Origin of the sequence: Porphyrobacter sp. HT-58-2 (assembly GCF_002952215.1) — a bacterium.
GTDB lineage: Bacteria > Pseudomonadota > Alphaproteobacteria > Sphingomonadales > Sphingomonadaceae > Erythrobacter.
Genome location: NZ_CP022600.1, coordinates 697,458 through 723,272, shown reverse-complemented (window position 1 = coordinate 723,272; position 25,815 = coordinate 697,458). Strand labels below are relative to the sequence as shown.

27 protein-coding genes are annotated in these 25,815 nt (G+C 65.1%); 12 read left to right on the top strand and 15 right to left on the bottom strand.

Features of this window, described 5'->3' with window-relative positions; genetic code table 11:
• Nucleotides 1–52 precede the first annotated feature (52 nt).
• Nucleotides 53–1,636, bottom strand: coding sequence for an L-aspartate oxidase (gene nadB, locus CHX26_RS03525; protein ID WP_104941178.1), 1,584 nt, complete (start codon nt 1,634–1,636; stop codon nt 53–55).
• A gap of 223 nt (nt 1,637–1,859) precedes the next feature.
• Between nadB and CHX26_RS15570 the strand changes: the two genes are divergently transcribed.
• Complete coding sequence (locus tag CHX26_RS15570; protein WP_146107639.1) at nt 1,860–2,054, top strand: hypothetical protein; 195 nt, start codon at nt 1,860–1,862, stop codon at nt 2,052–2,054.
• Nucleotides 2,055–2,137: 83 nt separating this feature from the next.
• On the opposite strand, the gene CHX26_RS03520 is transcribed toward CHX26_RS15570, so the two are convergent.
• Complete coding sequence (locus tag CHX26_RS03520; RefSeq protein WP_104941177.1) at nt 2,138–3,085, bottom strand: ABC transporter ATP-binding protein; 948 nt, start codon at nt 3,083–3,085, stop codon at nt 2,138–2,140.
• A gap of 73 nt (nt 3,086–3,158) precedes the next feature.
• Between CHX26_RS03520 and CHX26_RS03515 the strand changes: the two genes are divergently transcribed.
• Both CHX26_RS03515 and CHX26_RS03510 read left to right on the top strand, forming a co-directional pair.
• Entirely contained in the window at nt 3,159–3,419 is a 261-nt protein-coding gene (locus CHX26_RS03515; protein WP_104941176.1) for a zinc-finger domain-containing protein, read from the top strand.
• 69 nt (nt 3,420–3,488) lie between these two features.
• A complete protein-coding gene (locus tag CHX26_RS03510; RefSeq protein ID WP_146107638.1) occupies nt 3,489–3,956 on the top strand; it encodes a hypothetical protein in 468 nt (155 codons plus the stop codon).
• Here the strand turns inward: CHX26_RS03510 and CHX26_RS03505 are convergent.
• The 6 genes from CHX26_RS03505 to CHX26_RS15565 form a co-directional block, all read right to left on the bottom strand.
• Nucleotides 3,929–4,441, bottom strand: a complete 513-nt coding sequence (locus tag CHX26_RS03505; protein WP_104941174.1) for a hypothetical protein — start codon at nt 4,439–4,441, stop codon at nt 3,929–3,931. The two genes, CHX26_RS03510 and CHX26_RS03505, sit on opposite strands and share 28 nt — an antisense overlap.
• Before the next feature lie 185 nt (nt 4,442–4,626).
• The gene (locus tag CHX26_RS03500; protein WP_104941173.1) at nt 4,627–5,601 is read right to left on the bottom strand and encodes an NAD(P)H-dependent flavin oxidoreductase; all 975 of its coding nucleotides are present in this window, start codon (nt 5,599–5,601) and stop codon (nt 4,627–4,629) included.
• 280 nt (nt 5,602–5,881) lie between these two features.
• A complete protein-coding gene (locus CHX26_RS03495) occupies nt 5,882–6,262 on the bottom strand; it encodes a hypothetical protein (RefSeq protein ID WP_104941172.1) in 381 nt (126 codons plus the stop codon).
• Between the two features lie 56 nt (nt 6,263–6,318).
• Complete coding sequence (locus tag CHX26_RS03490; protein WP_233997258.1) at nt 6,319–6,963, bottom strand: YceI family protein; 645 nt, start codon at nt 6,961–6,963, stop codon at nt 6,319–6,321.
• Nucleotides 6,964–7,039: 76 nt separating this feature from the next.
• A complete protein-coding gene (gene guaA, locus CHX26_RS03485) occupies nt 7,040–8,632 on the bottom strand; it encodes a glutamine-hydrolyzing GMP synthase (RefSeq protein WP_104941171.1) in 1,593 nt (530 codons plus the stop codon).
• A complete protein-coding gene (locus tag CHX26_RS15565; protein WP_146107637.1) occupies nt 8,629–8,859 on the bottom strand; it encodes a hypothetical protein in 231 nt (76 codons plus the stop codon). Before CHX26_RS15565 ends, guaA begins: the two co-directional genes overlap by 4 nt.
• 42 nt (nt 8,860–8,901) lie before the next feature.
• Between CHX26_RS15565 and CHX26_RS03480 the strand changes: the two genes are divergently transcribed.
• Nucleotides 8,902–9,225: a UrcA family protein gene (locus CHX26_RS03480; protein ID WP_104941170.1), complete on the top strand. Its 324-nt coding sequence runs from the start codon at nt 8,902–8,904 to the stop codon at nt 9,223–9,225.
• A gap of 491 nt (nt 9,226–9,716) precedes the next feature.
• Nucleotides 9,717–9,908 carry a hypothetical protein gene (locus CHX26_RS15560; protein ID WP_146107636.1) on the top strand — a complete coding sequence of 64 codons (192 nt, stop codon included), beginning with the start codon at nt 9,717–9,719 and terminating at the stop codon, nt 9,906–9,908.
• Between the two features lie 94 nt (nt 9,909–10,002).
• Here CHX26_RS15560 and CHX26_RS03475 read toward each other — a convergent pair whose 3' ends face one another.
• A complete protein-coding gene (locus CHX26_RS03475; RefSeq protein WP_233997256.1) occupies nt 10,003–11,553 on the bottom strand; it encodes a class I adenylate-forming enzyme family protein in 1,551 nt (516 codons plus the stop codon).
• A gap of 57 nt (nt 11,554–11,610) precedes the next feature.
• Here CHX26_RS03475 and CHX26_RS03470 point away from each other — a divergent pair, with 57 nt between their 5' ends.
• The 5 genes from CHX26_RS03470 (at nt 11,611) to CHX26_RS03450 (ending at nt 17,510) form a co-directional block, all read left to right on the top strand.
• On the top strand, nt 11,611–12,372 hold the full coding sequence (locus CHX26_RS03470; protein WP_104941169.1) for a PIG-L family deacetylase: 762 nt from the start codon (nt 11,611–11,613) through the stop codon (nt 12,370–12,372).
• Nucleotides 12,373–12,468: 96 nt separating this feature from the next.
• The gene (gyrB, locus tag CHX26_RS03465) at nt 12,469–15,042 is read left to right on the top strand and encodes a DNA topoisomerase (ATP-hydrolyzing) subunit B (protein WP_172449670.1); all 2,574 of its coding nucleotides are present in this window, start codon (nt 12,469–12,471) and stop codon (nt 15,040–15,042) included.
• A 20-nt stretch (nt 15,043–15,062) separates the two neighbouring features.
• Nucleotides 15,063–16,205, top strand: coding sequence for an AI-2E family transporter (locus tag CHX26_RS03460; protein WP_104941168.1), 1,143 nt, complete (start codon nt 15,063–15,065; stop codon nt 16,203–16,205).
• A gap of 8 nt (nt 16,206–16,213) precedes the next feature.
• Nucleotides 16,214–16,990, top strand: a complete 777-nt coding sequence (locus tag CHX26_RS03455; RefSeq protein ID WP_104941167.1) for a M50 family metallopeptidase — start codon at nt 16,214–16,216, stop codon at nt 16,988–16,990.
• A gap of 10 nt (nt 16,991–17,000) precedes the next feature.
• A complete protein-coding gene (locus CHX26_RS03450) occupies nt 17,001–17,510 on the top strand; it encodes a nuclear transport factor 2 family protein (RefSeq protein WP_172449668.1) in 510 nt (169 codons plus the stop codon).
• Nucleotides 17,511–17,581: 71 nt separating this feature from the next.
• On the opposite strand, the gene CHX26_RS03445 is transcribed toward CHX26_RS03450, so the two are convergent.
• The 6 genes from CHX26_RS03445 to CHX26_RS03420 form a co-directional block, all read right to left on the bottom strand.
• The gene (locus tag CHX26_RS03445; RefSeq protein ID WP_104943231.1) at nt 17,582–18,220 is read right to left on the bottom strand and encodes a hypothetical protein; all 639 of its coding nucleotides are present in this window, start codon (nt 18,218–18,220) and stop codon (nt 17,582–17,584) included.
• 115 nt (nt 18,221–18,335) lie between these two features.
• A complete protein-coding gene (locus CHX26_RS03440) occupies nt 18,336–19,133 on the bottom strand; it encodes a DUF1295 domain-containing protein (protein ID WP_104941165.1) in 798 nt (265 codons plus the stop codon).
• Complete coding sequence (locus CHX26_RS03435; RefSeq protein ID WP_233997255.1) at nt 19,126–19,755, bottom strand: 1-acyl-sn-glycerol-3-phosphate acyltransferase; 630 nt, start codon at nt 19,753–19,755, stop codon at nt 19,126–19,128. Before CHX26_RS03435 ends, CHX26_RS03440 begins: the two co-directional genes overlap by 8 nt.
• A gap of 76 nt (nt 19,756–19,831) precedes the next feature.
• Nucleotides 19,832–20,452 (bottom strand): hypothetical protein, encoded by a 621-nt coding sequence (locus CHX26_RS03430; RefSeq protein WP_104941163.1) that lies wholly within the window; start codon nt 20,450–20,452, stop codon nt 19,832–19,834.
• A 3-nt stretch (nt 20,453–20,455) separates the two neighbouring features.
• A complete protein-coding gene (locus CHX26_RS03425; protein WP_104941162.1) occupies nt 20,456–22,105 on the bottom strand; it encodes a carboxyl transferase domain-containing protein in 1,650 nt (549 codons plus the stop codon).
• Between the two features lie 4 nt (nt 22,106–22,109).
• A complete protein-coding gene (locus tag CHX26_RS03420) occupies nt 22,110–23,276 on the bottom strand; it encodes an isovaleryl-CoA dehydrogenase (protein WP_104941161.1) in 1,167 nt (388 codons plus the stop codon).
• 110 nt (nt 23,277–23,386) lie between these two features.
• Between CHX26_RS03420 and CHX26_RS03415 the strand changes: the two genes are divergently transcribed.
• Complete coding sequence (locus CHX26_RS03415) at nt 23,387–24,169, top strand: ATP-binding cassette domain-containing protein (protein ID WP_104941160.1); 783 nt, start codon at nt 23,387–23,389, stop codon at nt 24,167–24,169.
• On the top strand, nt 24,169–25,707 hold the full coding sequence (locus CHX26_RS03410) for an ABC transporter permease/substrate-binding protein (RefSeq protein ID WP_104941159.1): 1,539 nt from the start codon (nt 24,169–24,171) through the stop codon (nt 25,705–25,707). Before CHX26_RS03415 ends, CHX26_RS03410 begins: the two co-directional genes overlap by 1 nt.
• Nucleotides 25,708–25,815 lie beyond the last annotated feature (108 nt).

The following is a 25,815-nucleotide window of genomic DNA, read 5'->3' as shown; positions in this document are numbered from 1 at the left end:
GCGGATGGCTATGCGCCACCAGATGAACCGCGCCCGAACCCGCAAGTTCCGCCTAAGGCACCAGCACCGTGTCCTTGGCCTCATCCGCCAGCTCGGGATAATCGAGCGTGTAGTGCAGCCCCCGGCTCTCCTTGCGCTTGAGGGCGCTCTGCACGATCAGTTCGGCTGATTGCAGCAGGTTGCGCAGTTCGATCAGGTCGGTCGTCACGCGGAAAGCGCCGTAATAATCCTCGACCTCGCGTTTCAGCAGTTCGATCCGGCTCGCGGCGCGTTCCAGCCGCTTGGTGGTGCGCACGATGCCGACATAGTTCCACATGAAGCGGCGGATTTCGGTCCAGTTCTGCTTGATGACCACCTCTTCATCCGAATCGGTCACGCGGCTTTCGTCCCACGGCAGGATTGCGGGCGGGGCTTCCAAACTGTCCCAGCGCGCGAGGATATCCTGCGCCGCCGCCTCGCCGAAGACGAAGCATTCGAGCAGCGAGTTCGACGCCAAGCGGTTGGCGCCGTGCAGCCCGCTTTCGGTGCATTCGCCCGCCGCCCACAGCCCCGGCACATCGGTGCGCGCAGCCAGATCCACCACCACGCCGCCGCAGGTATAGTGCTGCGCAGGCACGACCGGGATCGGCTCCCGCGTCATGTCGATGCCCAGACCCATCAGCTTGTCATAGATCGTCGGGAAATGGCCCTTCACGAAGTCCGCAGGCTGGTGGCTGATATCCAAGTGGACGTAATCGAGGCCAAACCGCTTGATCTGGTCGTCGATCGCGCGGGCGACCACATCGCGCGGGGCCAGTTCCATCCGTTCAGGATCGTAATCGACCATGAACCGGCGGCCGGTTTCAGGGTGGAGCAGATGCCCGCCCTCGCCGCGCACCGCCTCGGTGATGAGGAAGTTCTTGACGTCGAGGTTGTAGAGGCAGGTCGGGTGGAACTGCATCATCTCCATGTTGGAGACCCGCGCACCCGCCCGCCACGCCATCGCGATACCATCGCCGGTCGCGCCGCGCGGGGCGGTGGAGAACTGGTAGACGCGCCCCGCCCCGCCGCTCGCAAGGATGGTGGCGCGCGCGACATGGCGTTCGACCCGGCCCGTGACTTCATCGAGCGCATAGACGCCCCACACGCGGCCGGCAGCCGAGAACTGCTCACGGTGGCGGTCGGTGATGAAGTCGATGCAGGTGCGCCCGGGCAGCAGGGTGATGTTGGGATTGGCCTCGGCGGCCTTGAGCAGCGCCGATTGCACCGCCCAGCCGGTCGCGTCATCGACATGGACGATGCGGCGGTGCGAATGGCCGCCCTCGCGGGTGAGGTGCAGGGCCTCCGCCTCGCGGTTGAACGGCACGCCAAGCGCGCACAGCCGGTCAATGGACTTGGGTGCGGCCCCGATCACGAATTCCACCGTCTCGCGGTCGTTGAGGCCCGCTCCGGCCACCATCGTGTCGCGCACATGGTTCTCGAAGGTGTCGCCCGCATCCAGCACAGCGGCGATCCCGCCCTGCGCCCAGGCGGTCGATCCGCCGGTGAGCGAACCCTTGGCCAGCACCAGCACCCGCCGCGTTTCGGCCAGCGCCAGCGCCGCCGTCAGCCCTGCGGCACCCGAGCCGATGACCAGAACGTTATGCGTCTCAGCCATTGCATCCTCTCTCGCCATCCACGCGCCATGCCGCGCAATCGCAGTGGCGGCAAGTGTCATGCGCGTTACACTCTCTTAAGGCGAATGACTTAGGAACCACCCCTAGGTTGCAGTGCAGCATGGTGTTAGCATCCGCACACCGCGATTCGAGCGCAACTGCCGCCGCGGGAGGGTCAAAAACGCGAAGCTGCCTTGAAACCCTCTCTGCCGGGACGCTGCCTCCATGTCTGTATTCTCCGCCCTGCGATGCCTCCTGAACCAGCACAAGCCCAAGCGCCGCGAGGTGACGTGGGATGGGCGAACCTATGTCGGCCATTGCCGCCATTGCGGCATCGCGATCGAACGGCGACGGCGGGGCAGCTGGCGCAAGCGTGAAGATCAGGCGCGCAGGCAGGAAGAGGCACCAACCCCGACGTGATCGGGCTGGCGTCCTGCACTGAAGCAGCCTGCGGTTCTCCGCCCATTCCGGAGCAGCGTGATCCCGTCCGGCGTGTGAAAGCTCTAGGCCGCCGTCAGCTGGACGAACACGTCTTCCAGATCAGCCTCGCGGGTGGTGACGTCCTCGACGCGGACGCCCTGTTCCTGCAAGATGCCAAGCACCTGTCCCGCGCTGAGCTTGTCCTTGTCATAGGTCACCTCGACCCCGCGCGCACCGTCCCACTCCACCCGCACGAAGGCGTCATGCGCCGGTGCAGCGGCGAGATCGGCAGCGGCGGTGACAGCGACGATCTTCTCGCGCGCCATGTCGACCAGTTCGCGGGTCGGTTTGTTGGCGATCATCTGGCCATGGTTGATGATGGCGATGCGGTCGCACAGCTCCTCGGCCTCTTCGAGGTAATGGGTGGTGAGCACCACGGTCACGCCTTCGCGGTTGAGTTCGCTGACCAGCTCCCACAATTGGCGGCGCAGGTCGACATCGACCCCGGCGGTGGGTTCATCCAGCACGAGGATCGGCGGGGAATGCACCATCGCCTTGGCCACCAGCAGCCGCCGCTTCATGCCGCCCGACAGCGTGCGGGCATAGGCGTTGCGCTTGTCGGCGAGGCGCACGGCCTCCAGCAATTCGGTGCTGCGCCGGAGCGCCGCGGGGATGCCGTAGAACCCGGCCTGATTCTCCAGCACTTCGAAGGGCGTGAAGAAGGGGTCGAACACGATTTCCTGCGGCACGATCCCGATCGAACGGCTGGCGTTGCGGCGGTCGCGATCAATGTCGAAGCCCCAGATCTCCGCTGTGCCTGAGGTCTTGTTGACCAGTCCCGCCAGAATGTTGATCAGCGTCGATTTGCCCGCGCCATTGGGGCCGAGCAGGCCGAAGATCGAGCCTTCCGGCACATCGAAGCTGACCCCGCCCAGTGCCAGCTTGCCTTCTGTCACAGTTCCCTTGGCACCCTTGGCCGGGGCATAGCGTTTCACGAGGTTGTCGATGCGGATCGCCGGTGCGCTGGTCATGCCGTCAGCCCTAGGCAAGCGATGCCGCGAAGGCAATTGCACTTGGCCAGCAGGGATTGTATCGGCAGGGGCCATGAGCATTGCCCCTCCCGAAGTCCTGCTGGTCGATACGCGGCGCGTTTCCTGCGACGGTGCCAGCGGCATCCGTGGCGGCGCGGGCTATCGCCCGGCCGCGCTTGGCCATCCGCGCGTCTTCCTCGAAATCGACGAGCATGGCTATGTCGATTGCGGCTATTGCGACCGGCGCTTCGTGCTGCGCGGCGGCCCGGCCGACGGCGCGGATCAGGCCGCCCTGCCCGATATCGCCTCCGGTGCGAGCCCGGCGCGCGCCTGATCGCGCTCAGCGCCGGTTAAGGCGCAGGGTGGCATGGCTGCACCACTGCGTTTGTCAGGAGATCGCACCATGAGATCACAGCCGGTTGCCTCGCGTGGATTGTTCGCTGGAACCTTCGCCGGGATCGCCCTGGCGCTGGCCGCACCCGCTTCCGCTCAGGATCAGGGTGCGCCCGATATCACGGCCGGCGCAGAATCCACCGCTCCAACCGAAGGCGAGCAGCGTCTCGCCAAGCTGCTGGAGGGGCGCGAGGCGGGAACCCCGCAGGACTGTATCCGCACGATCCCCAATCAGCGCGTCCAGACAATCGATGGCACAGCCTATGTCTATGGCTCGGGCAGCACGATCTATGTCCAGCGCACCAGGAACCCGGCGGATATCAAGCGCACCAATGCGCTGCTTACCAACCGCTTCAACGGGACGCAGCTGTGCCGGATGGACGTGATCACCACCTTCGACCCGGTGCTGGGTTTTTTCACCGGGGTCGTGTTCTTTGAAGACTTCGTGCCTTACACGAAGGTCAAGGGCGAGGGCTGAGCCGCAGCCTGCGCCCGTTCGGAATTACTGCCTGAAACAGCGTTCCGATCACAGCCGCAAGCCGCCATCGCCGCGTCGGGCGCGGGGCCGGTCAGCGCACCGATCAGACCGGCGTTGCGGCATTCGTGATTGCCGACAGGCTCCCGGATCTCGGCCCACAGACACGCGTTCCCGATCCGCGACAGCACCTGTTCCCGCTGCCTGTAGGCGCTGACTTCGGCATGAAGCTCCCCGAGCGAAAGCGTCTCATCCAGTTCAGCGTCGCGCCCGGTGGGGGCCGGGTTTCGGCACGACGCCGCTGCGCCAGCATGAAGCGGGGCGGTGGAGGCCCATTCGAACGGCGGGTGCGGCGGCGCGGGTTGCGAAGGCCGCAAGGTAAACTCAGTCGCGCCAGCCCGCTGGCCACGACCGAGCGTCCATGCGCCAAGCGCAACGCAGCCGATGATTCCCGCAAGCGTTGCCGGATAGGCGAAAAGAATATCCATCGGTCTCTCCCCGTCCACATCCTCGGGGCAGCCTCCCTTAGCCGTCCGAAGCAAATCAGCGCGTTAAACCACGCCGACCCCCTCCAGAATCGGCGTGACCCCGGCATGATCCCATACTGGGAGGGATGCGAATATGCGGGCGGACACCTAGTCCGTATGCGGCATCATGGCTCAGGTGCGCGGCATCATGCGCGGGCCATGGCCTGCATCCGGGCGATGATCTCCTCGGCCTGGAGCATGATGCGGTCGATCAGTTCCTGGCAGGTCGGGATGTCGTGGATCAGGCCCGCGACCATGCCGCAGCTCCACGCGCCTTCGTCCATCGCGCCTTCGGTCATGATCTTGGGGTAGACCCCGGCGACCTCGGGCAGGATGTCCTGAATGGTGATCGCATCGCCCAGGTCCTTCTCCTTCTGGATCAGGCGCTCGACCGCGGCATTGTTGAGCACGCGCTCGGTGTTCCTGAGCGGGCGCATCACCAACCGGGTGTCGAGCTCGCTCGCGGCGAGGATCGCCTGCTTCACGTTGTCGTGCACCGGGGCTTCCTTGGTGGCGATGAAGCGGGTGCCCATGTTCATCCCCTGCGCGCCCATGGCGAGGCTCGCCACCAGACTGCGCCCGTCGGCCATGCCGCCGCTGGAGACGAAGGGGATTTCCAGTTCGTCCGCCGCGCGCGGGAGCAGGATGAAGTTCGGCACGTCATCCTCACCCGGATGGCCGCCGCATTCGAACCCGTCGACGCTCACCGCGTCGCAGCCGATTTCCTGCGCCTTCAGCGAGTGGCGCACGCTGGTGCACTTGTGGATCACCTTGATGCCGGCGTCCTTGAGGGGCGGCAGCAGTTCGACCGGGTTGCGTCCCGCGGTCTCGACCACCTTGACCCCCCCGTCGATCACCGCCTTCACCAGCCCGGGATAATCGGGCGGAGTCAGGGTCGGCAGGATGGTGAGGTTCACGCCGAAGGGCTTGTCGGTCATGTCCTTGCAGCGCGCGATTTCATTGGCGAGCTTCTCGGGCGTCCCCTGCGTCAGCCCGGTGATGATCCCGAGGCCCCCGGCGTTGGAGACCGCCGCCGCCATCTCGGCGAACCCGACATAGTGCATGCCCCCCTGAATGATCGGGTGCTGGATGCCGAACATTTCGGTGATCGCGGTCTTCATGGCCTGTGTTCTCCCGTGCAAAGCCGTGTTTGCGCGGGAGACAAGCCGAGTTGGCGCATGCTTTCAAGCCCGCTTTTGGGGAGGCCGCAGCCGAGCGCCGCGCGCCGTAGCGTCACACCTGATGCAAAGTTTTCAGGGGATGCCGGGCGGCGGGGATGCGGTGGGATCGGTTCGCTCCCCTTCCACCCGGCCCGATCCTTCTGCCCGAATCGCGCACTTGGCACATTGATCGCGCGCAAACTGGCGCACGGCCCTGAAAAACGCGGTTTGCGATGCGGCGCTAGTCCTCGATGGTCAGCTCGCGGATCTCGGGCGATGCCCTCAGGATCGTTGCGCACGCATCGGCAATCGCCGGATCGGCAGGGCCCAGCAGCAGCAGGTCGAGCACGATCTCGTCCGGGCCGCCCAGCCCGGTGTAGATCACCAGCTGCGCCGAGGCGCCATTTGAGGGGATAGCGAGGATCCAGCCATTCTCGTCCGGCTCGGGACCGTCAACGCGGTAGCCACTTTGCTGCAGCCGTGTCGCCAGCCAGCTGGCGAAGCGCTTGTAAGGCGCATTTCTGTCGCCCGCGCCGGGCGCGTCATGGAAAGCGTCGGTGGCCGCTTCGACCGTTGCGCCCCGGTCGATCAAGCTGGGGGCAAGGAAGCGAAATTCGGGCATGTCCCAATCTCCTGCGCAGGCGCTCTTGGCCCGGCAGGCAGGATAAGGCCGCGCGCTTAACTGCGCGTAAAGGCGAGGCTGAAGGTCACCGGCACGGCAGGCGTGATCGAGGGCAGCTGCGCCAGCGCGCGCAACTCGCCCAGCTCGTCGGTCAGTTCGAACATGTCGGTGGTGATGATCACCGGTGCCGTAGGCACCACGGTCACGCGGCCCTCGGCAACCCGGGTGACGAGCACTTCGGTTTCGACATCGCTCGACGCGCCCTTGATCGTGACATTGGCCTTGAGCGGGCGGGTCAGCGACTGGCCCACTGCGAGGCCCGCAAAGGCTGCCGGATCGAGTTTGGCCGTGACACTCGCCTTCGGGTTTTCAGTCACGGCAAAGAAGATCTCGCGCATCCGTTCGTTGCGGATGTCGACCCCGGTTTCGACCGAGGAAAGGTCAATGTCGAGGCTCGCCGTGCCATCCGCCGCGACGCTGCCGCTGAGGGCGTCGAAGCGGTTGGCTTCGGCCACTTCGCCCGCCTTGATGCTGACATAGCTGAGCCGCGAAGTCGCCGGATCGAGCGTCCAGTCGCCTTCATTCACCGGCGCTGCGTCCGCCGCCGCATCAGTGGCGGGATCACCAGCGGGCTCAGCGCAGGCACCAAGGCCCAGCGCAAGCGCGGCGGCGAGAGGAGCGAAACGGCGCAGGTTGGTCACAGGCAGTACCCTTGATACGGATGGATCGGCGCGATGAATAGGCGATTTGCCGCGCCGCCGGAAGGGGGCGCTTGCCTTACTCCCACTCGATCGTTCCAGGCGGCTTGCTGGTGTAGTCGTAGACCACCCGGTTGATGCCCTTGACCTCGTTGACGATGCGGGTCGCCACGCGGGTCAGGAACCCGGCGTCATAGGGGTAGACATCCGCCGTCATCCCGTCGGTCGAGGTGACGGCGCGCAGGGCGCAGACGCTGTCATAGGTTCGCCCGTCGCCCATCACGCCCACGGTCTTGACCGGCAGCAACACCGCGAAGGCCTGCCAGATCGCGTCGTAGAGGCCGGCGTTGCGGATTTCCTCAAGGTAGATCGCATCGGCCTTGCGCAGGATGTCGCAGCGTTCCTTGGTCACTTCGCCGGGGATGCGGATCGCAAGGCCGGGGCCGGGGAAGGGGTGGCGGCCAACGAAGGCATCGGGCAGGCCGAGTTCCCGCCCCAGATCGCGCACCTCGTCCTTGAACAGCTCGCGCAAGGGTTCGACCAGCGCCATGTTCATGCGTTCCGGGAGCCCGCCGACATTGTGGTGGCTCTTGATCGTCACCGAAGGCCCGCCGGTGAAGGAGACCGACTCGATCACGTCCGGGTAAAGCGTGCCCTGCGCGAGGAAATCCGCCCCGCCGATCTTGTTGGCCTCGGCTTCGAACACGTCGATGAAGGTCTTGCCGATGAACTTGCGCTTGGCTTCCGGGTCGGTGAGACCCTTGAGGCCCCCGAGGAACAGCTCCTCGGCTTCCACATGCACCAGCGGGATGTTGTAATGATCGCGGAACAGGGTGACGACCTGCTCGGCCTCGTTCATGCGCATGAGGCCATGGTCGACGAAGACGCAGGTCAGCTGGTCGCCGATCGCCTCGTGGATCAGCACCGCCGCGACCGCCGAATCGACCCCGCCGCTGAGGCCGCAGATCACCCGCTTGTCACCCACCTGTGCGCGGATTTCGGCGATCTTGGTCTTGCGGAACTCGGCCATGGTCCAGTCGCCCGCAAGGCCGCAGACATGGCGCACGAAATTGGCGATCAGCTTGCCGCCATCGGGGGTGTGAACCACTTCGGGGTGGAACTGGGTACCGTAGAACTTGCGGGCTTCGTCGGCGATCACCGCAAAGGGCGCGCCGTCGGAGGTGGCGACGATTTCGAAGCCGGGGGCGAACTGCGTGACCTTGTCGCCGTGGCTCATCCATACCTGATGCCGCTCGCCGACCTGCCATAGCCCGTCGAACAGCGCGCATTCGCCGGTGACGGTAAGGAAGGCGCGGCCGAATTCGCCGCCCTCCCCGGTCTCGTGTCCGGGGCGCACTTCGCCGCCGAGTTGGTGGGTCATCACCTGCTGGCCATAACAGATGCCGAGGATCGGCAAGCCGGCCTCGAACAAGGCCTGCGGCGCGCGCGGGCTGCCGTCTTCCGGCACGCTGGCGGGCGAGCCTGACAGGATGATGCCCTTGGGCTTCAGACGGTGGAAGGCGGCTTCGGCCTGCGTGAAGGGCGCGATCTCGGAATAGACCCCCGCTTCGCGCACCCGGCGCGCGATCAATTGGGTCACCTGCGACCCGAAATCGACGATGAGGATGGAATCGGGGACAGCGGACTCGCCGCTCACAGGGTGCGCGCTCATGGCGGCGGATTAAGGAGCGCACCCCGCCCTGTCCAGCATCCGCGCACGGCAATCCGGCGATTTTGCGCTGCAACAATTTTTTCCGTCGTTTTTGCAGCGGGTTCCCGCCTTTGTGCGAAAATTCGGTTGCAATCTTTGGAACGATTTTCGCACTTTTCGCATTTGCACAGTTCTCTTGTGCGCTGCACCAGAGTTTCAAACAGCAACTGAATGCCGGTCAACGGCATCGATTCCCCCTGACACCCTCTCAAGATCCCGGAGATTCCCCAATGCGTTTCACTCTGCCCCTGATTGCTCTCGCTGTCCTTGCTGCTCCGGTCGCTGCTGCCCCTGCGGCTGACGAGACCGTCACCGTCCGCATCGGCTATGGCGATGTCGACGTGACCACCGCCGAAGGCCGCGCCGCGCTCGAAGCGCGCATCGACGCCAAGCTGCGCAAGGCCTGCACCGTCGAAGGCGCGACCCGCTACACCTATGGCCGCGCTCCGATCGACGCCAAGTGCATCGCCGATGCCCGCACCACGGCGATGGCCGAAGTCGAGCGCCTGGCCTCGGCCCAGACCAGCAATGGTCGCAGCGTCGCTGCCAACTGAGCACCGATAATCTCTTGAAAGAAAAGGCCGTCAGAGCGATCTGGCGGCCTTTTTCATGCAAGGCGTGGGCGCCATTAATTGCAAAACGTGCAACTAAAATTGGCGTTTTCGCATTTGAATTCGGTTCTGTCGAACACCACTTCTGTTTTCGAACGATGCGGTGCCGGGCTCCTCTCTCCATCCCGGCCTTCTTCCTTGCGGAAGCCATCGTCAGGCAGTGAAAGGCCGAATACGGCTCACCTGCCAGCCTGCTGACCGGCAGGAGCAGCCAGCTCTCCCCCCTCGCGCGGCTGCATCCTGCCCTGTCATGGTCTGCCCAAGGGCGGACACGCAGCGAAAGAGGCGCGGCCACCACCCTCCCCCCCCCTGAACAGGTGGCCGCGCCTCGAGCTGTCCTTGCAAGCAGCAAAGCCCCTCGATCAGCTCGGCGGAAGGCGCTGTGATTGCCTTTTTCGATTGCGCTGATGAATTATTTTCAGTCTTCTTAAAGATTGAAAATTACGCGTCGCAGTGTATATGATGCGCAAGCCCGGGCGATCATCCCCCTCTCCCCCTCTGGTCGGCCGGGCTCCCAACCACAACAGAACAGGGAAAAAACCATGCGCATGATCAGCGAAAAGGCTGTCGCCTTCCTGCTCGCCGTCGCCATCAGCGGCACCGCGTTCAACACGTTTATCGTGTAGGGCCTCAAGCCTCTGATATCGTGTAAATCGCGCGAGGCATAGCGACACCAAGTCCGGCCCGGTTCCTCACGCGAGGGGCCGGGCCGAGCTGTTTCTAGTCAATGCCTCCCAGCCGCTCGGCCTCGGCGCGAAGCTCGGTCTTGAGCAATTTGCCGATATGGCTGCGCGGCATTTCGTCGATCATATGGAGCGCGGCGAGGCGCTGGGTCTTGCCAAGCCGCGTGTTGACCGCCGCCATGATCGCTGCCGGGTCGGCTCCGTCCTTCAGCACCACGAACCCCACCGGCGTCTCGCCCCATGCGCGCGAGGGCACGCCGACCACGGCCGCTTCTGCCACGCCCGGCTCCTTCAGCAGTTCGGCCTCCAGATCGCTCGGATAGATGTTGAACCCGCCCGAGATGATCATGTCCTTGGCGCGGCCGACCAGTTCGACAAAGCCTTCCGCATCGACCCGGCCAATATCGCCCATGCGCATCCACGCCTCGCCCGTCACAGGGTCGATCCACTGGGCTTCAGCGGTCTTGTCGGGGCGGTTCTTGTAGCCGCTCATCATGGTGAGGCTGCGGCCGATCAGGTTGCCGGGGGTGCCGGGCAGCACCTCGCGGTCTTCATCGTCCAATACCTTCAATTCGCTCCCCGGTGCGGGGCGGCCGACGGTGTGCAGCTTGTCGGGGAATTCGTGGCACGGCAGCAAACAGACGACGCCGCCTTCGGTCATCGAATAGATCTCGATCAGCCCGCCGGGCATCCGCTTCAGCACTTCGCGCTTGAGTTCCGCAGAGAAGGGCGCGGAGGTGCAATATTTGAGCTTGAGGCTCGACAGGTCGAAGTCATCGAACCCCGCAAAATCCATCAACCGCTGATATTGCACCGGCACCAGCATGGTGATGGTGGTGCGGTCAGCCTGCGCGTGGGCGAGCCACTTGCCGCAATCGAACTTGCCCATCACCCGCACGCAGCCACCCGCGAGCAGCACGGGCAGGAAGGCGACCATCGTGGTGTTCGAATAGAGCGGCGTGGAAGCGAGCGAGCGCACCTCCAGCCCCGCGCCGAGATAGGACAGGGCGGTTGCTGCAAACTGCCGCCAGCGCATCTGGTGCGAATGGACGATGCCCTTGGGAATGCCCGTGGTGCCGCTGGAATAGATGATGTTGAACGGGTCTTTGGGCTCCGGAACGAAGTCCGGTGCGCGGGAGCCGGGAGGGGCCATCCAGTGGTCGATGGATTCGAGCGGCACGCGGATCAGATGCGCCATGAAATCCGCCCCCAGCTCCGCCGCCTTGGCGCTGTCTATGAACAGGTGGATCGCGCCCGAATCCCGCGCCATGCCTTCGAGCTGTTCGGGCGAGGCGCTGGTGGTGAGCGGCGCGGCCACGCCCCCGGCGCGCACCGCGGCGAGAAACACCAGCGCATATTCGACGCTCGACGTGCCGAGGATCGCCACCGACTGCCCGCGCTGAAGCCCCGTCTCCACCAGCCGCGCCGCCAGCCGCTCGACCAGGCCGACGAGCTCTGCCCAGTAAACCTCCCGCCTGTCATCACGCAGGGCGAGGTCGTCGCCCTTGATGCGCGACCATTCCATCAGGATATCCGGGAAGGAGCCGAAGGGTTCAGCAAGGCGGGCGGTCATCATTGCGCTATCCATGACGGCCTTGCATAATCGGAGCGTTGCCATGTGCAACGTAATTGAGGGGGCCTGACCATGATCCGCACCATAAGCCTCGCCATGCTCGGCGCGACGGCCTTCGCGCCCGTAGCGGCGGAGGAGCCGCGCAGTCAGCCCTTGCAGGTAACGGTGGTGCTCGCCCATCCCGATGACGAATTGCCGATGGCCCCGGCCCTTGCCGCACTGGCGCGGCAGGGGGCAGAGGTGACTCTGATCTATGCCACCAATGGCGATGCCGGTCCGGGAGTGAGCGACCTTCCGCCGGGACAGGAGCTGGGTGCGGTGCGCTTTGAAGAAGCCAACTGCGCGATGCGGGCGCTCAGCGCAAAAGCGGCGGTCGATTTCCGGTTCGGAGATGGAACGCTCGGTACAGGCGCACACCACGATAACAGCGCGGCGCGCGGTCTGGCAGAGGCGCTGGCAAACTGGCTTGGAGACATGGACCTCGTCCTCACCTGGGGGCCGGACGGCGGCTACGGCCATGCCGATCACCGCATGGTGAGCGCGATCGTCACCCAGATCGCGCAGGCCCGGCCCGCTGCCGAGCGTCCGAAGCTGCTCTATGTCGGCATCCCCACAGGCAGCCTTCCGCCCGTGCCGGAAATGGTCGCCTGGGCCACCACCGATCCCGCGCTGCTGACCGAGACCATCGCCTATACCCCCGCCGATCTCGCCGCTGCGACAGCCGCCGCGCAGTGCCATGTCACCCAGTTCGACGCAGCCACGCGAGCCGGGATGATGGCGCTGTTCGATGCGACCATGTGGCGCGGGCGTGTCCATTTCCGCCCCGCCTTCTGAAAGGCTCGACGAACCGCCCTGAACACCCGTGGAAAAGCGCCTGTTGCGGCCCTCCCGCAGTTGGGTTTCCCGTCCTGAACGCCTATATGGTGTTGCATGGACGACAACAATTCCAACGCTTCTGAGCAACCCCCCGCAAAGCTGCCCAACGCCAACGAATATGGCGCGGATTCGATCAAGGTTCTCAAGGGCCTCGATGCCGTGCGCAAGCGGCCGGGGATGTATATCGGCGACACCGACGACGGCTCTGGCCTGCACCACATGGTGTTCGAAGTCAGCGACAACGCGATCGACGAGGCGCTGGCGGGGCATTGCGACCTTGTTCTGATCGAATTGAACCCTGATGGCTCGGTTTCCGTCGAGGATAACGGGCGCGGCATCCCCACCGGCATGCACCCCGAAGAAGGCGTCTCGGCCGCCGAAGTCATCATGACCCAGCTGCACGCGGGGGGTAAGTTCGAGAACACCTCGGACGATAATGCCTACAAGGTTTCGGGCGGCCTGCACGGCGTGGGCGTGTCGGTGGTCAACGCACTTTCCGAATGGCTTGAACTCACCATCTGGCGCGAAGGCAAGGAGCACTGGATGCGCTTCGAGCATGGCGATGCCGTCGCCCCGCTGGTGGTGAAGGGTGATGCGCCCAAGGCCAGCGGCAATGCCGACCCCAACGGCTTCAAGAAAGGCACCCGCGTCACCTTCAAGGCCAGCCACGATACCTTCAAGAACGTCACCGAATTCGATTTCGAGAAGCTTGAGCACCGCTACCGCGAGCTGGCCTTCCTCAATTCCGGCGTGCGCATCAAGCTGCGTGACCTGCGCCACGAGGAGGTTGTCGAGCATGATCTCTATTACGAAGGCGGGATTGCCGCCTTCGTCAAATATCTCGACCGCAACAAGCAGGCGCTGATCCCCGAACCCATTGCTGTCAGCGCGGAAAAGGACGGTATCGGGATCGACGTCGCGCTCGAATGGAACGATTCCTATTACGAGAACGTGCTCGCCTTCACCAACAACATCCCCCAGCGCGACGGCGGCACGCACCTTGCTGCCTTCCGCGCCGCGCTGACCCGCACGCTCAACAATTATGCCGAGCGCTCGGGGATGCTGAAGAAGGAAAAGGTCAGCCTGTCGGGCGAAGATATGCGCGAAGGCCTGACCGCGATCGTCAGCGTCAAACTGCCCGATCCCAAGTTCTCCAGCCAGACCAAGGACAAGCTGGTTTCTTCCGAAGTGCGCTCACCGCTCGAAACCCTGATGGGCGAGAAGATGACCGAGTGGCTGGAGGAAAACCCCAATGATGCCCGCGCGATCATCCAGAAGGTGATCGACGCCGCTGCCGCTCGCGAAGCCGCGCGCCGCGCCCGCGAAATGAGCCGCAAGGGCGCAATGAGCGTGGCCTCGCTGCCCGGCAAGCTGGCGGACTGTCAGGAGCGCGATCCGGCCAAGTCCGAACTGTTCCTGGTCGAGGGCGATTCCGCAGGCGGTTCGGCCAAACAGGGCCGCGACCGCAAGACGCAGGCGATCCTGCCGCTCAAGGGCAAGATCCTGAACGTCGAACGCGCGCGGTTCGACCGGATCATCTCGTCCAAGGAAGTCGGCACTCTCATCCAGGCGATGGGCACCGGCATCCGCGACGAATTCAACCTCGAAAAGCTGCGCTACCACAAGATCGTCATCATGACCGACGCGGACGTGGACGGGGCGCATATCCGCACGCTGCTGCTGACCTTCTTCCACCGCCAGATGCCCGAGATCATCAAGGCCGGACACCTGTTCATCGCCCAGCCGCCGCTGTTCAAGGTCGCCAAGGGGCGGAGCGAGGTCTACCTCAAGGATCAGGCGGCGCTTGATCGCTATCTCGTCGATGCCGGGCTGCAGGGCCGGGTGCTGGAAACGGCGGGCGGCTCGCGTTCGGGCGCCGACCTGCGCGAGATCGTCGACGGGGCGCTGCGCCTCAAGAACCTGCTCGGCTTCGTGCCGCGCCGCTATGACATGGGCATTGTCGAGCAGATGGCGCTGACCGGTGTGCTCGAACCCGGCCTGTCGGGCGCGGGGCTTGCGGCTGCGCTGGAACGGGCCGCCGGACGGCTGGGCGCGGGCGACCGCGAAGCCCGCTGGAGCGCCTCGCAGCGCGAAGACGGCACGGTGGTGTTCGAACGCCTGTGGCGCGGCGTCACCGACGTCCACGAAATCGACGCGCGTTTCCTCGCCAGCACCGAGGCGCACAAGCTTCACAGCCTCGCCGCCGCGCAGGCCGAAACCTATGCCGCGCCGGTCAGTCTGGTGCGCGGGGACGCGGCCGCCGAGGAGACGGAGCCCGAACCCGTTGCCACCACCGATCCGCTCGCCGGTGAGGTGGAAGACACGCCGCCGGTCACCGCGATCCCGGTGGACGGCGCGATCAGCCGCCCGACGCAATTGCTTGAGGCGATCTTCGCCGCCGGGCGCAAGGGCCTGTCGATCCAGCGTTACAAGGGCCTTGGCGAAATGAATGCCGAGCAGCTGTGGGAGACCACGCTCGATCCCGAAAACCGGGCGCTGCTGCAGGTCAAGGTCGAGGATGCCGACGTGACGGACGAGATCTTCACCCGCCTGATGGGCGACATCGTCGAGCCGCGACGGGAATTCATTCAGGATAATGCCCTCAACGTGGCGAATCTCGACATCTAGCCCCCTCGCGAAAGACACCGATGGCCCAGCAGCCCCACCGCACCGACGAATTGCAGCAGGCAAGCTTTCTGCTGATCCTTGCGGTGGTGAGCCTGTTGATGGCGGTTATCATCTGGCCCTTCGCCACTGCGCTGCTGTGGGCGGCGCTGGCGGCGATCATGTTCCAGCCGCTCTATCGCTGGATGCTGCGCAAGATGCGCGGGCGACGCAATCCGGCGGCGCTCAGCTCGCTCGGGGTGATTTTCTTCGCCGTGCTGGTGCCGGCCGCCTGGCTTGCGACGCTGGTGCTTGAGGAGGCGCTGGTGCTGGTCAGCGCGTTGCAGGCCAACCCCATCGATCTCGCCGCCACCTTCGATCAGGTCTACGGGATGTTGCCTGAGGCCGCACAGGAAGCAGTCGACCGCTCAGGCTGGGCCGATGTATCGACCGCGCAGACCAAGCTGCAGGAACTGCTGGCCGAAAGCGCCGGGATGATCGCCAGTCAGGCGGTCTCGATCGGTTCGGGCGCACTGGGCTTCATCCTGTCGTTTGGCGTGGGACTTTACGTGATGTTCTTCCTGCTGCGCGACGGCGAGCGGATCGGACGCACAGTGCTTCGCACGATCCCGGTGGAGCGTTCGATTTCCGAACGGTTGGCGGAACGCTTTCTCGGCATCGTGCGCGCGACGATCAAGGGATCCGGCGTGGTCGGGTTGGTGCAGGGCGTGCTGGCCGGGATCAGCTTTGTCATTGTCGGGCTTGAATCCGCGCTGCTGTTCGGGGTGCTGACGACGATTTTCGCGCTGGTGCCGGTGATCGGTGCCGGTGCGGTCTATATCCCGGTCGGCCTGTGGCTGCTGGTGACAGGCGCGGTGTGGCAGGGGTTGTTCGTGCTGGTCGTGGGCGTGGTGATCATCTCCTCGGCCGATAACGTGCTGCGCCCCATTCTGGTCGGCCGCGACACTGGCATTCCGGACTGGATCATCCTTGTCACCACCTTGGGCGGGATCAGCTTCCTCGGCTTTTCGGGGATCGTGCTGGGCCCGCTGGTGGCCGGCCTGTTCCTTGCCAGCTGGTCGATCCTGCAGGAATACCGTGACGAGGATGCCCGCGCGGCCGAGGACTTCGACCGGATCAACGTCGATGCATCAGGCCGCACGCCTGACATCGTCGGCGCGGACTAGGCGCGCGCGTGCAGTCGCTCGTCACCCCAGGCTCGCAGGGTGAAGCGATCGGCCGGCTGGTGCTGGCGGGGCTGCTGGTGGTGATGCTGCCCGCGCTGCCGTTCGGTTCCTACGTGATCTATCCTTTCGCGATCCTCACGACGTGGTTTCACGAAATGGGGCATGGCCTGACCGCGCTGCTGCTGGGCCAGCAGTTCGAGCAGTTGATGATCTTCGCCAATGGTTCGGGCGTGGCGCAGAACCTGATGGCCCCCGATGCCTCGCGCTTCACCTTTGCCGCGATTGCCGCGGGCGGCCCGCTCGCGCCGAGCATGGTGGGCGCGCTGCTGATCGTGGCGAGCGCTCATCCCCGCCTGTGGCGCCCGGCGCTGTGGCTGATGGCGGCGGCGATTGTCGCCAGCGTCCTGATCTGGGTGCGCTCCGCGGTGGGCTATTGGACACTGCCGCTGGTCGCTGCGATCCTGGCACTGATTGCCTGGCGTGCCGGGCCCGCGCTGACACGCTTTGCCCTGCAATTCCTCGGCGTGCTGGGCGCGATGAGTGCCTTGCGTGACTGGGGTTACCTGTTCAGCGAGCAGGCCGTGATCGATGGGCAGGCGATGCTTTCGGACACTGGCCAGATCGCGGCGACAATCGGCCTGCCCTACTGGTTCTGGGCCGGGGTGATCCTGCTGCTGTCGGCCGCGATGGTGGGTGCCGCGCTGAAATATGCGTTGGCCGAACACCGCCTGCGACCGCCGCCGCGCAAGCTGCCCGCCAACGTGCTGCAGTTCCGCCGCGACTGATGAGGCGGTGATGGACAGCACCGAACTTGCCGACCGGCTCGCCATCGCCGAAACGCTGGCGCTCTATTGCCGGGGGATAGACCGCTGCGATGCCGCGCAACTCACCGCTGTTTTCACGCCCGACGCGATGATCGACTATGGCGACGGGGCAAGGCCGGTTGCCGAGGTGATTCCCAGCCTGATGGCGGGCCTCGGCGCAATGCGTCTCACCCAGCACAACATCAGCAACACCGTGATACGCGTAAGCGGCGAGACCGCGAAGGCCGAGACCAATTGCGTCGCGCTCCACCTCATCCCCTCGCCCGATGGCGAGATCGAGCTTGTCGTCGGTGGGCGTTATCTCGACCGGCTGGAAAAGCATGAAGGGCGCTGGCGCATTGCCGAGCGGCTTTACGTGATGGACTGGAACCGCACGAGCCCTTCGACAATGGCGCTGGAAGGCGGTTTGCTGAACGGGCTCAGGCGCCGCGGCGCACGGGGCAGCGATGACCCTGCATCGGCGTGGTGGGAAGGGGTTTGATGTCACAATCGCGCTGACGCGCGATACAGACCTCCCGACGGGAGGTCTGAGCCACTTCAAGTGGCATAAAACTACGAGGCGACCTTCAGCGTGTTCACACCTGAAGCATCCGCTCCGGCCTCGCCCGACAGGCCGATGAACATGGTGTCCACGATCCGCGCGAGCTTCTGTTCGGTCAGCTTGTCGCCGAGATAGATCAGCGCGTCGGGCAGGGTGTAGTTGCTGATCATCTGGTTGATCAGCGATAGCGCCTCGTCAATCTCAAGCCCCGCGAAAAAGCCCTCGGCCTGGGCTTCGGCGATGAGTTCGCACAGGTAGTGATCGGCCAGATCGACATAGCTGCGCACCTTTTCGAAATTGGCCGCGCCCATCTCGCACAGGATGTTGAAGAACTGCGGATCGGCGCGGAACCGCTCTTGCGAGATTGCGAAACGGCGCCGGAAGAATTCGTACATCTTGCGCTGCGGCGGCAAGTTGGTCGCGAGCACTTCTTCCATCACCGCCAGATGCGGCGCGAGCCACAACTGCGCGACGGCATCGAACAGATCGTCATAATCCTCGAACAGCGCCTCGAACCGCGCGCGGGTCAGACCGCTTTCGGCCATGGCCAGAGTCCAAGGGATTTCCGATCCGCGTTCCTTGACGAGCTCGAGCACGTGCCGCGCGACGCGTTCGCGCTCCTGCTCACGCAGGGTGGGGTTGAGAGCCATGGGCAAGCGCGTCTCCTTGATCTTGCGCAACATAGGCCAAAGCGGCGCAAGCTTAAAGGGCGGGGGCCACGCTTTTTGTGCGTCGCAGCAAGGTCGTTGGTCGAATAGTCGCGCCTCAGCGCTTGGGCGGCAGCGGGAAAAAGGCCGAGGTGCGCCGCTTGTAATCGGCGTATTTGTCACCCTTGGACTTGTCGAGCCCGCGCTCCAGCAGGGCCACGCCCGACCATTTGGTGAGCGTGAAGCTGAGAAACAGCGGGCCGATGACGGTCGCCGCCGCATAGCCCCAACCCGCCGCCGCACAGGCCAGCCAGATGCCCCACCATGCAGCGAAATCGCCGAAGTAGTTGGGATGGCGGGTGTAGCGCCACAGGCCGGTATCCAAGACCGTGCCGTGGTTCGCCGGATTCGCCTTGAACCGGGCAAGCTGCCAGTCGCCCACCCATTCGAAGAACACGCCAACGCACCACACGCCAAAGCCCACCCACGCCAGAGGCGGGATCGGCGCGGGTTCGGGGCTGGCAAGGATACCGACCTGCGCCGGGCTGGACACCATGAACAGCAGCACCGCCTGCATCAACCACACGCGGGTGAGCGCGGCCTGCGCAAAGCGGCCCGCCTCGCGGTCTTTCTTGAGAATCAGCTTGTACCGCTTGTCCTCGCCTTCCTTGCGCCAGCGCAGGAACAGATAGATGCCCAGCCGGAAGCCCCACGCCGCTGTCATGCCCATGATCAGCGTGGCAAGCGCGCCCGGCCCGCCCGGCACATGCAGCCAGCTCGCAACGGCAAGAATCGCCATGCCTGCGCCCCAGAAGGCGTCGATGAAGGACACGTCGTCGATCTTTACCGAAATCGCCCACTGGATCAGCACCAGCGCCAGCAGGATGCCGGCATTCAAAAGCAGCAGTTCAAACATCGTTCTTCCCAGCGATAATGTCGCGCGCCTGCTGTTCCAGCACCTTGAATCGCTCGTAATCGGGCAGCTTGGAACGGAACCACTCGGCGATTTTCAGCAGGTCCTCGCCATAATTGCCGCTCGGCATCAGTGGCTCGCCAAAGCTGATGATCTTGCGGGCGTTGTCGGCAAAGGCGGGGACGATCGGCACATCGGCGGCGCGGGCGATGTGGTAGAAGCCCGATTTCCACTTGCCGTCGGTCTTGCGCGTCCCCTCGCAGGCGATCACCAGCGCCAGATGGTCACGCGCGGCGAATTCGGCGGCGACCTGTTCGGTGGCATTCGCGCTCTTGCGGCGGTCGACCGGGATGCCGCCCATGTCGAGCATGAAGTTCTTCATGATCCCCTGAAACAGCGTGTGCTTGCCCATGAAATTGGGGCGGATGCCCTCTTCATGGGTCGCGCCGGTGAAGAACACAAAGTCCCAGTTGGTGGTATGCGGCGCACCCGCGATCACGTATTTCTTCAGATGCTTGGGCAGGGGGCTATCGATCTTCCAGCCCCGGATATACCAGATCGCCAGAATGATCCGGCGCACGATGCGCGAGGCGAGCGTCGGCTTGCGAGCGTATTTTTCCGGCAAAGTGTGATCCCTCTCTCGCCTTGGTGTTTGCCCGCAATCGGGGGAGTTACGCAAGGGGGAGAGTGGAGGTTTCAGACTACTTCCGGAACAGACGCTCAATCCCAGCCCAATCAGCCTCATGACCGAAAGAGTTATTGGCCATGCCAGGCTTGGTGAGCACCCGCTGCGGTTCAGTCCAAGTATGGATCGTGCGTTTGGGACATTCACTCCACGTGAGGTTGAACGCCCAATACTTCTTGAAGAAAAACATTTCACTGTAGGGGAGATGGTCGTGAATCCACCATGCCAGTTTTTTCCAGTCCCCGTCGTTGGAGAATGCGTCATAGAATGCCGGAATGACGATGCACGCAGTCGCCCCCATGTGACCGTTTGCATCCCGGCGATCCCAGATATGCTTGGCAAAATTGGCCTCATTGCGCGCGCAGTTCTGGCCAAGTGAATTTCCCAGCGCGTTCACTTCCTCTGAGCGATAGGCGGAACGGACGGCAATACGGCCAAACCGATCCTGCAAAGGTTCGAGCAATTCCTCGCAAAGCTTCGTTCCGGCTGCGATGGCAAGTGCAGGGTCGTTTGGCACATTGAGCAGTCCATGGACCGCCGCGATATCCGAAAACAGGAAGTCGCGCATGAAGAAGCTCTTTGACAGCCTGACGCGCCCGAATTCTTCCAGACCGTCAACTGATTTGAGTGAACGCATCGACTACATCCGGAACACGCCGAACGCCGGACGCTCGGCGATGGGGGCTTCAAGACACGCCGCAAACGCCAGCCCCAGCACATCGCGGGTCTGCACCGGATCGACCACGCCGTCGTCCCACAGGCGCGCTGTGGCGTAGTAGGGGTTGCCTTCGTCCTCGTATTTCTGGCGGATCGGGGCCTTGAAGGCCTCGGCCTGCTCCGGGGTCCAGCTGTCGGCGTCGCGGTGGACGGTGGCGAGGACGCTGGCCGCCTGCTCGCCGCCCATCACCGAGATGCGGGCATTGGGCCAGGTGAAGAGGAAGCGGGGCGAGTAGGCGCGGCCGCACATCCCGTAATTGCCCGCGCCGAAGCTGCCGCCGATCACCACGGTGACCTTTGGCACGGTCGCGGTGGCGACGGCGGTGACCAGCTTCGCCCCGTGCTTGGCGATGCCTTCCGCCTCATACTTCCCGCCGACCATGAAGCCGCTGATATTCTGGAGGAACAGCAGCGGGATGCGACGCTGGCAGGCCAGTTCGATGAAATGCGCGCCCTTCTGCGCGCTTTCGGAGAAGAGCACGCCGTTATTGGCGAGGATCGCGACCGGCATTCCCCAGATATGCGCGAAACCGCAGACCAGCGTCGCGCCGTAATGCGCCTTGAACTCGTGGAACTCGCTGCCGTCCACCAGCCGCGCGATCACTTCCTTCACATCATAGGGCGCGCGCACATCCTCGGGGATGAGGGCGTAGAGGTCTTCGGCGTCGAACTTGGGCGGGCGCGGGTCTTTCAACCCGTTCGTGTCGAGCGAAGTCGAGACACACCCCAAGCCACGGTTCTCGACTGCGCTCGAACCGAACGGGGAATTGAGGTGGCTGACGATATCGCGCACGATGGTCAGCGCGTGCTCGTCATTCTCCGCGAGGTGATCGACCACGCCCGATTTCCTGGCGTGCAAGTCGCCGCCGCCCAAGTCCTCGGCGCTGATCTCCTCGCCCGTCGCGGCCTTCACCAGCGGCGGCCCGGCGAGGAAGATCGTGCCCTGATTGCGGACGATCACCGTCTCGTCGGACATGGCGGGGACGTAGGCGCCGCCCGCGGTGCAGCTCCCCATCACGCAGGCGATCTGCGGGATGCCGAGCGCGGACATATTGGCCTGATTGAAGAAAATCCGCCCGAAATGGTCGCGGTCGGGGAAGACCTCGGCCTGATGCGGCAGGTTCGCCCCGCCGGAGTCCACCAGATAGATACATGGCAGGCGGTTCTCCTGCGCGATCTCCTGCGCGCGCAGGTGCTTCTTGACCGTCATCGGGTAGTAGGTGCCGCCCTTCACCGTCGCATCGTTGCACACGATCATGCACTGGCGGCCCGAGACGCGGCCCACCCCGCAGATGATCGAGGCGCCGTTGACGTCGCCTTCGTACATCCCGTTCGCCGCCAACTGCCCGATTTCGAGGAAGGGTGACCCCGGATCGAGCAGCCGCTCCACCCGCTCGCGCGGAAGCAGCTTGCCGCGCGAGACATGCCGCTCGCGATGCTTCTCCGGCCCGCCGAGGGCTGCCTCGGCGACGCGGGCGCGAAGTTCCTGCGCAAGGGCGTGGTTATGCGCGAAGCGGGCCTTGGCCTCAGGGCTCTCGCGGTCGAGTTTGGTGGTGAGGGTGGGGGCGGTCATGGCCTTACCCCGCCGCCCCGATCAGTTCGCGCCCGATCAGCATCCGGCGGATTTCGTTCGTGCCTGCGCCGATATCGAGCAGCTTCGCGTCGCGCATGTAGCGTTCCACCGGCCAATCGGTGGTGTAGCCCGCGCCGCCCAGTGCCTGCACGCTCTCCGCAGCGACCTTGAAGGCATTCTCCGACGCCAGCAAAATCACCCCCGCCGCATCGAAGCGCGTCGTCTGCCCCGCGTCGCACGCCTTGGCCACCGCATAGGTGTAGGCGCGGGCAGATTGCAGGGCGACATACATGTCGGCGACCTTGGCCTGCATCAGCTGGAACGAGCCAATCGGCTTTCCGAACTGCTTCCTCTCGCGCAGATAGGGGATCACCGTGTCGAGGCACGCCTGCATGATGCCGAGCTGCAACCCGGCGAGCACCACGCGCTCGTAATCGAGCCCGCTCATCAGCACGCCGACCCCGCCGTTGACCGGCCCCATCACGCGCTCTTCGGGCACGAAGCAGTCGGTGAACACCAGCTCGGCGGTGGGCGAGCCCTTCATGCCGACCTTGGAAATCTTCTGGCCGATGGCGAAGCCCTCGTCGCCCTTCTCGATCAGGAAGGCAGTGATGCCGCGCGATCCCGCGTGGCCATCGGTCTTGGCATAGACTACCAGCGTGTCGGCCTCGGGCGCATTGGTGATCCAGAACTTGGTGCCGTTAAGGACATAGCCACCCTGCACCGCATCCGCCTTCAGTTTCATCGAGACCACGTCCGACCCCGCGCCCGCTTCGGACATGGCGAGGCTGCCGACGTGTTCGCCGCTGATCAGCTTGGGCAGATACTTGGCCTTCTGCTCGTCATTCCCCCAGCGGCGAATCTGGTTGAGGCAAAGGTTCGAATGCGCGCCATAGGACAGGCCCACAGAGGCACTGGCCCGTGACACTTCCTCGACCGCGATCACGTGCTCCAGATAGCCGAGCCCCAGCCCGCCCCATTCCTCCTCGACGGTGATGCCGTGCAGGCCCAGCGCGCCCATCGGCTCCCACAGCTCGCGCGGGAAGCGGTCTTCGCGGTCGGTGCGATCGGCCAGCGGCGCGATCTGCTCGTCGGCGAAACGGGCGGTGCTTTCGCGGATCATCTCGGCCGCTTCACCAAGCTGGAAGTCGAAATCGGGGGTGGCGCGCATTTTATGTCCTGCGATTGAAATGATGTTCTGCAAACCCGCATAGCAAGGCCGTGGGCAAACGCCAACGGCTGGTGCTGGCGCAGCCGTGCCACAATCGCTAATCGACGGTGATGATCAAACCGCCGCCCCTGCTCCGCTTCGAGGCGGTGATCTGCCGCTTCGGCACGGTCACGGCAGTCGGCACGCAAGCAGACGGGGTCACCTGCGACATCGCGGGAGGCAGTTTCGTGGCGCTGGTGGGGGCCTCGGGATCGGGCAAGTCGACGCTGCTCAAGACGGTCAACACGCTAGTCACGCTTACGGAAGGCCGCGTGCTGTTCGGCGGCGAGGATGTCAGCGCCCTGAAGCCCGCACAGCTGCGCCGCCGCGTGGGTTATGTGTTTCAGGGCGTGGGCCTGTTTCCGCACATGAGCGTGGCCGAGAACATCGCCATCGGCCCGCGTCTGACGGGCGAGAGGCTCCCGCCCGAACGGATCGCCGCCCTGCTCGAACTGGTCGAACTTGATCCGGCGCTGGCGAGCCGGATGCCCGATGAACTCTCCGGCGGGCAGCGCCAGCGGGTCGGCGTGGCGCGGGCGCTGGCGGGGGAACCTGAGCTGCTGATCATGGACGAGCCCTTCGGCGCGCTCGATCCGATCACCCGCGACGCGCTGGGGCGCAAGGTGCGCGAGCTGCACGAACGCCTCGGCCTCACCACGGTGATGGTGACGCACGACATGGCCGAGGCGCTGCTGCTGGCGGACCGGGTGCTGGTGATGGACACCGGCGCGCTGGTGGCCGACGCTACGCCCAACGCCCTGCTGGCGGGCGAGGGCGGCACGGTGGCGCAGCGCCTGGTCAGCGTCCCGCGCGAACAGGCCGAACGCCTCGCCGCGATGGAAGGGTCGGCCTGATGGCGGAAGTCTGGGGCATTCTCCCCGGCCTCAGCGACAAGCTCGCCGCGCACGTGGTGCTCTCGGCCAGCGCGATCGGCCTTGCGATGCTGATTGCCCTGCCGCTGGCCGTGTGGGCGAGCCGTTCGCAGATCGTCGCGCGCCTCGCCCTGAGCCTTGCCAGCCTTGTCCAGACCATTCCCGCGCTGGCGCTGCTGGCGCTGTTCTTCCCGCTGCTGCTGTCCCTGCGCGCGGTGTTTGGCGAGGGGCTGCCGACATTGGGCTTTCTGCCGGCGCTGATGGCGCTGACGCTCTATGCGCTGCTGCCGATCCTGAGGAATGCGGTGACGGCGCAGGCCAATCTCGATCCCGGCGTGCTCGAAGCCGCCGACGGCGTGGGGATGACCCGCTGGCAGAAGCTGGTGCTGGTCGAAGCGCCGCTTTCCGCCCCCTTCATCATGGCGGGCATCCGCACGGCATCGGTGTGGACCATCGGCGCGGCAACGCTTGCCACCACCATCGGCCAGCCGAGCCTTGGCGATCCGATCTTTGCCGGGCTGCAAACCCAGAACTGGGCGCTGGTCGTCGCCGGTTGCCTTGTCAGCGCGGGGCTGGCGCTGGTGGCCGACTGGCTGCTGTGGTGGGTCGAGCGCGGTATCGACGAGCGAAAGCGCTGGAAATGGGCGGGTGCGTTGCTGGCGGTGGTGGCGGGCGTGAGTGCCGCGCTATGGGCGCAGAGCACCGGCTCCGAGGAACGCCGCATCGTCATCGCCGCCAAGCAGTTCTCCGAACAGTACATCCTCGCCCAGTTGATCGGATCGCGGCTCGAAGCCGCCGGCTATGCTGTCGAGTATCGCGACGGGCTGGGCAGCGCGGTGGTGCATGGCGCGGTGGCTTCATCGAGCATCGACATCTCGGTCGACTATACCGGCACGATCTGGACCAACTACCTCGGGCGCAAGGACAATCCGGGGCGCGAGGCGATGTACGAGACGATCCGCGAATGGGAGTGGCGCGAAAACGGGGTCAGGGTGCTCGGAAGGCTGGGGTTCGAAAACGCCTATGCCTTCGCCATGCGGGGCGACCGGGCGCGCGAACTGGGCGTGGCCTCGCTCACCGATCTGGCCGCTGTCGCCCCCAATCTGACGGTGGGCGGCGATCCCGAATTCTTCGAGCGACCCGAATGGATCGCGGTGCGCGATGCCTATGGGCTGCGGTTTGCAGGCACGCGCAATTTCGCGCCGACCTTCATGTACAACGCGCTGGCGTCGGGCGAGGCCGACGTGATCAGCGCCTACACATCGGACGGGCGGATCGCGGCCGACAAGCTGGTGGTGCTCGAAGACCCCGAAGGCGCATTGCCGAGCTATGATGCGATGCTGATGCTGTCCCCCCGCATTGCCGAGGATGAAGGCGTGGTGGCGGCGCTGAAACCGTTGCTGGGCGCCATCAGCGTCGAAGCGATGCGCGAGGCGAACCTTGCCGTCGACCGCGAGGATGCGCAGAAGCAGACGCCGAAGCAGGCGGCGGAGGCATTGGCGAAAGCGACGGGCCTTTAGCCCCTGCCCACCCCTGACCCCTCCCGCAAGCGGAAGGGGGATTATCGCGCCGCAACGGGCCGCAGGCCCGCAAGGCCGACCGGCCGCCCGCAGCGACGCGGCCGTCAG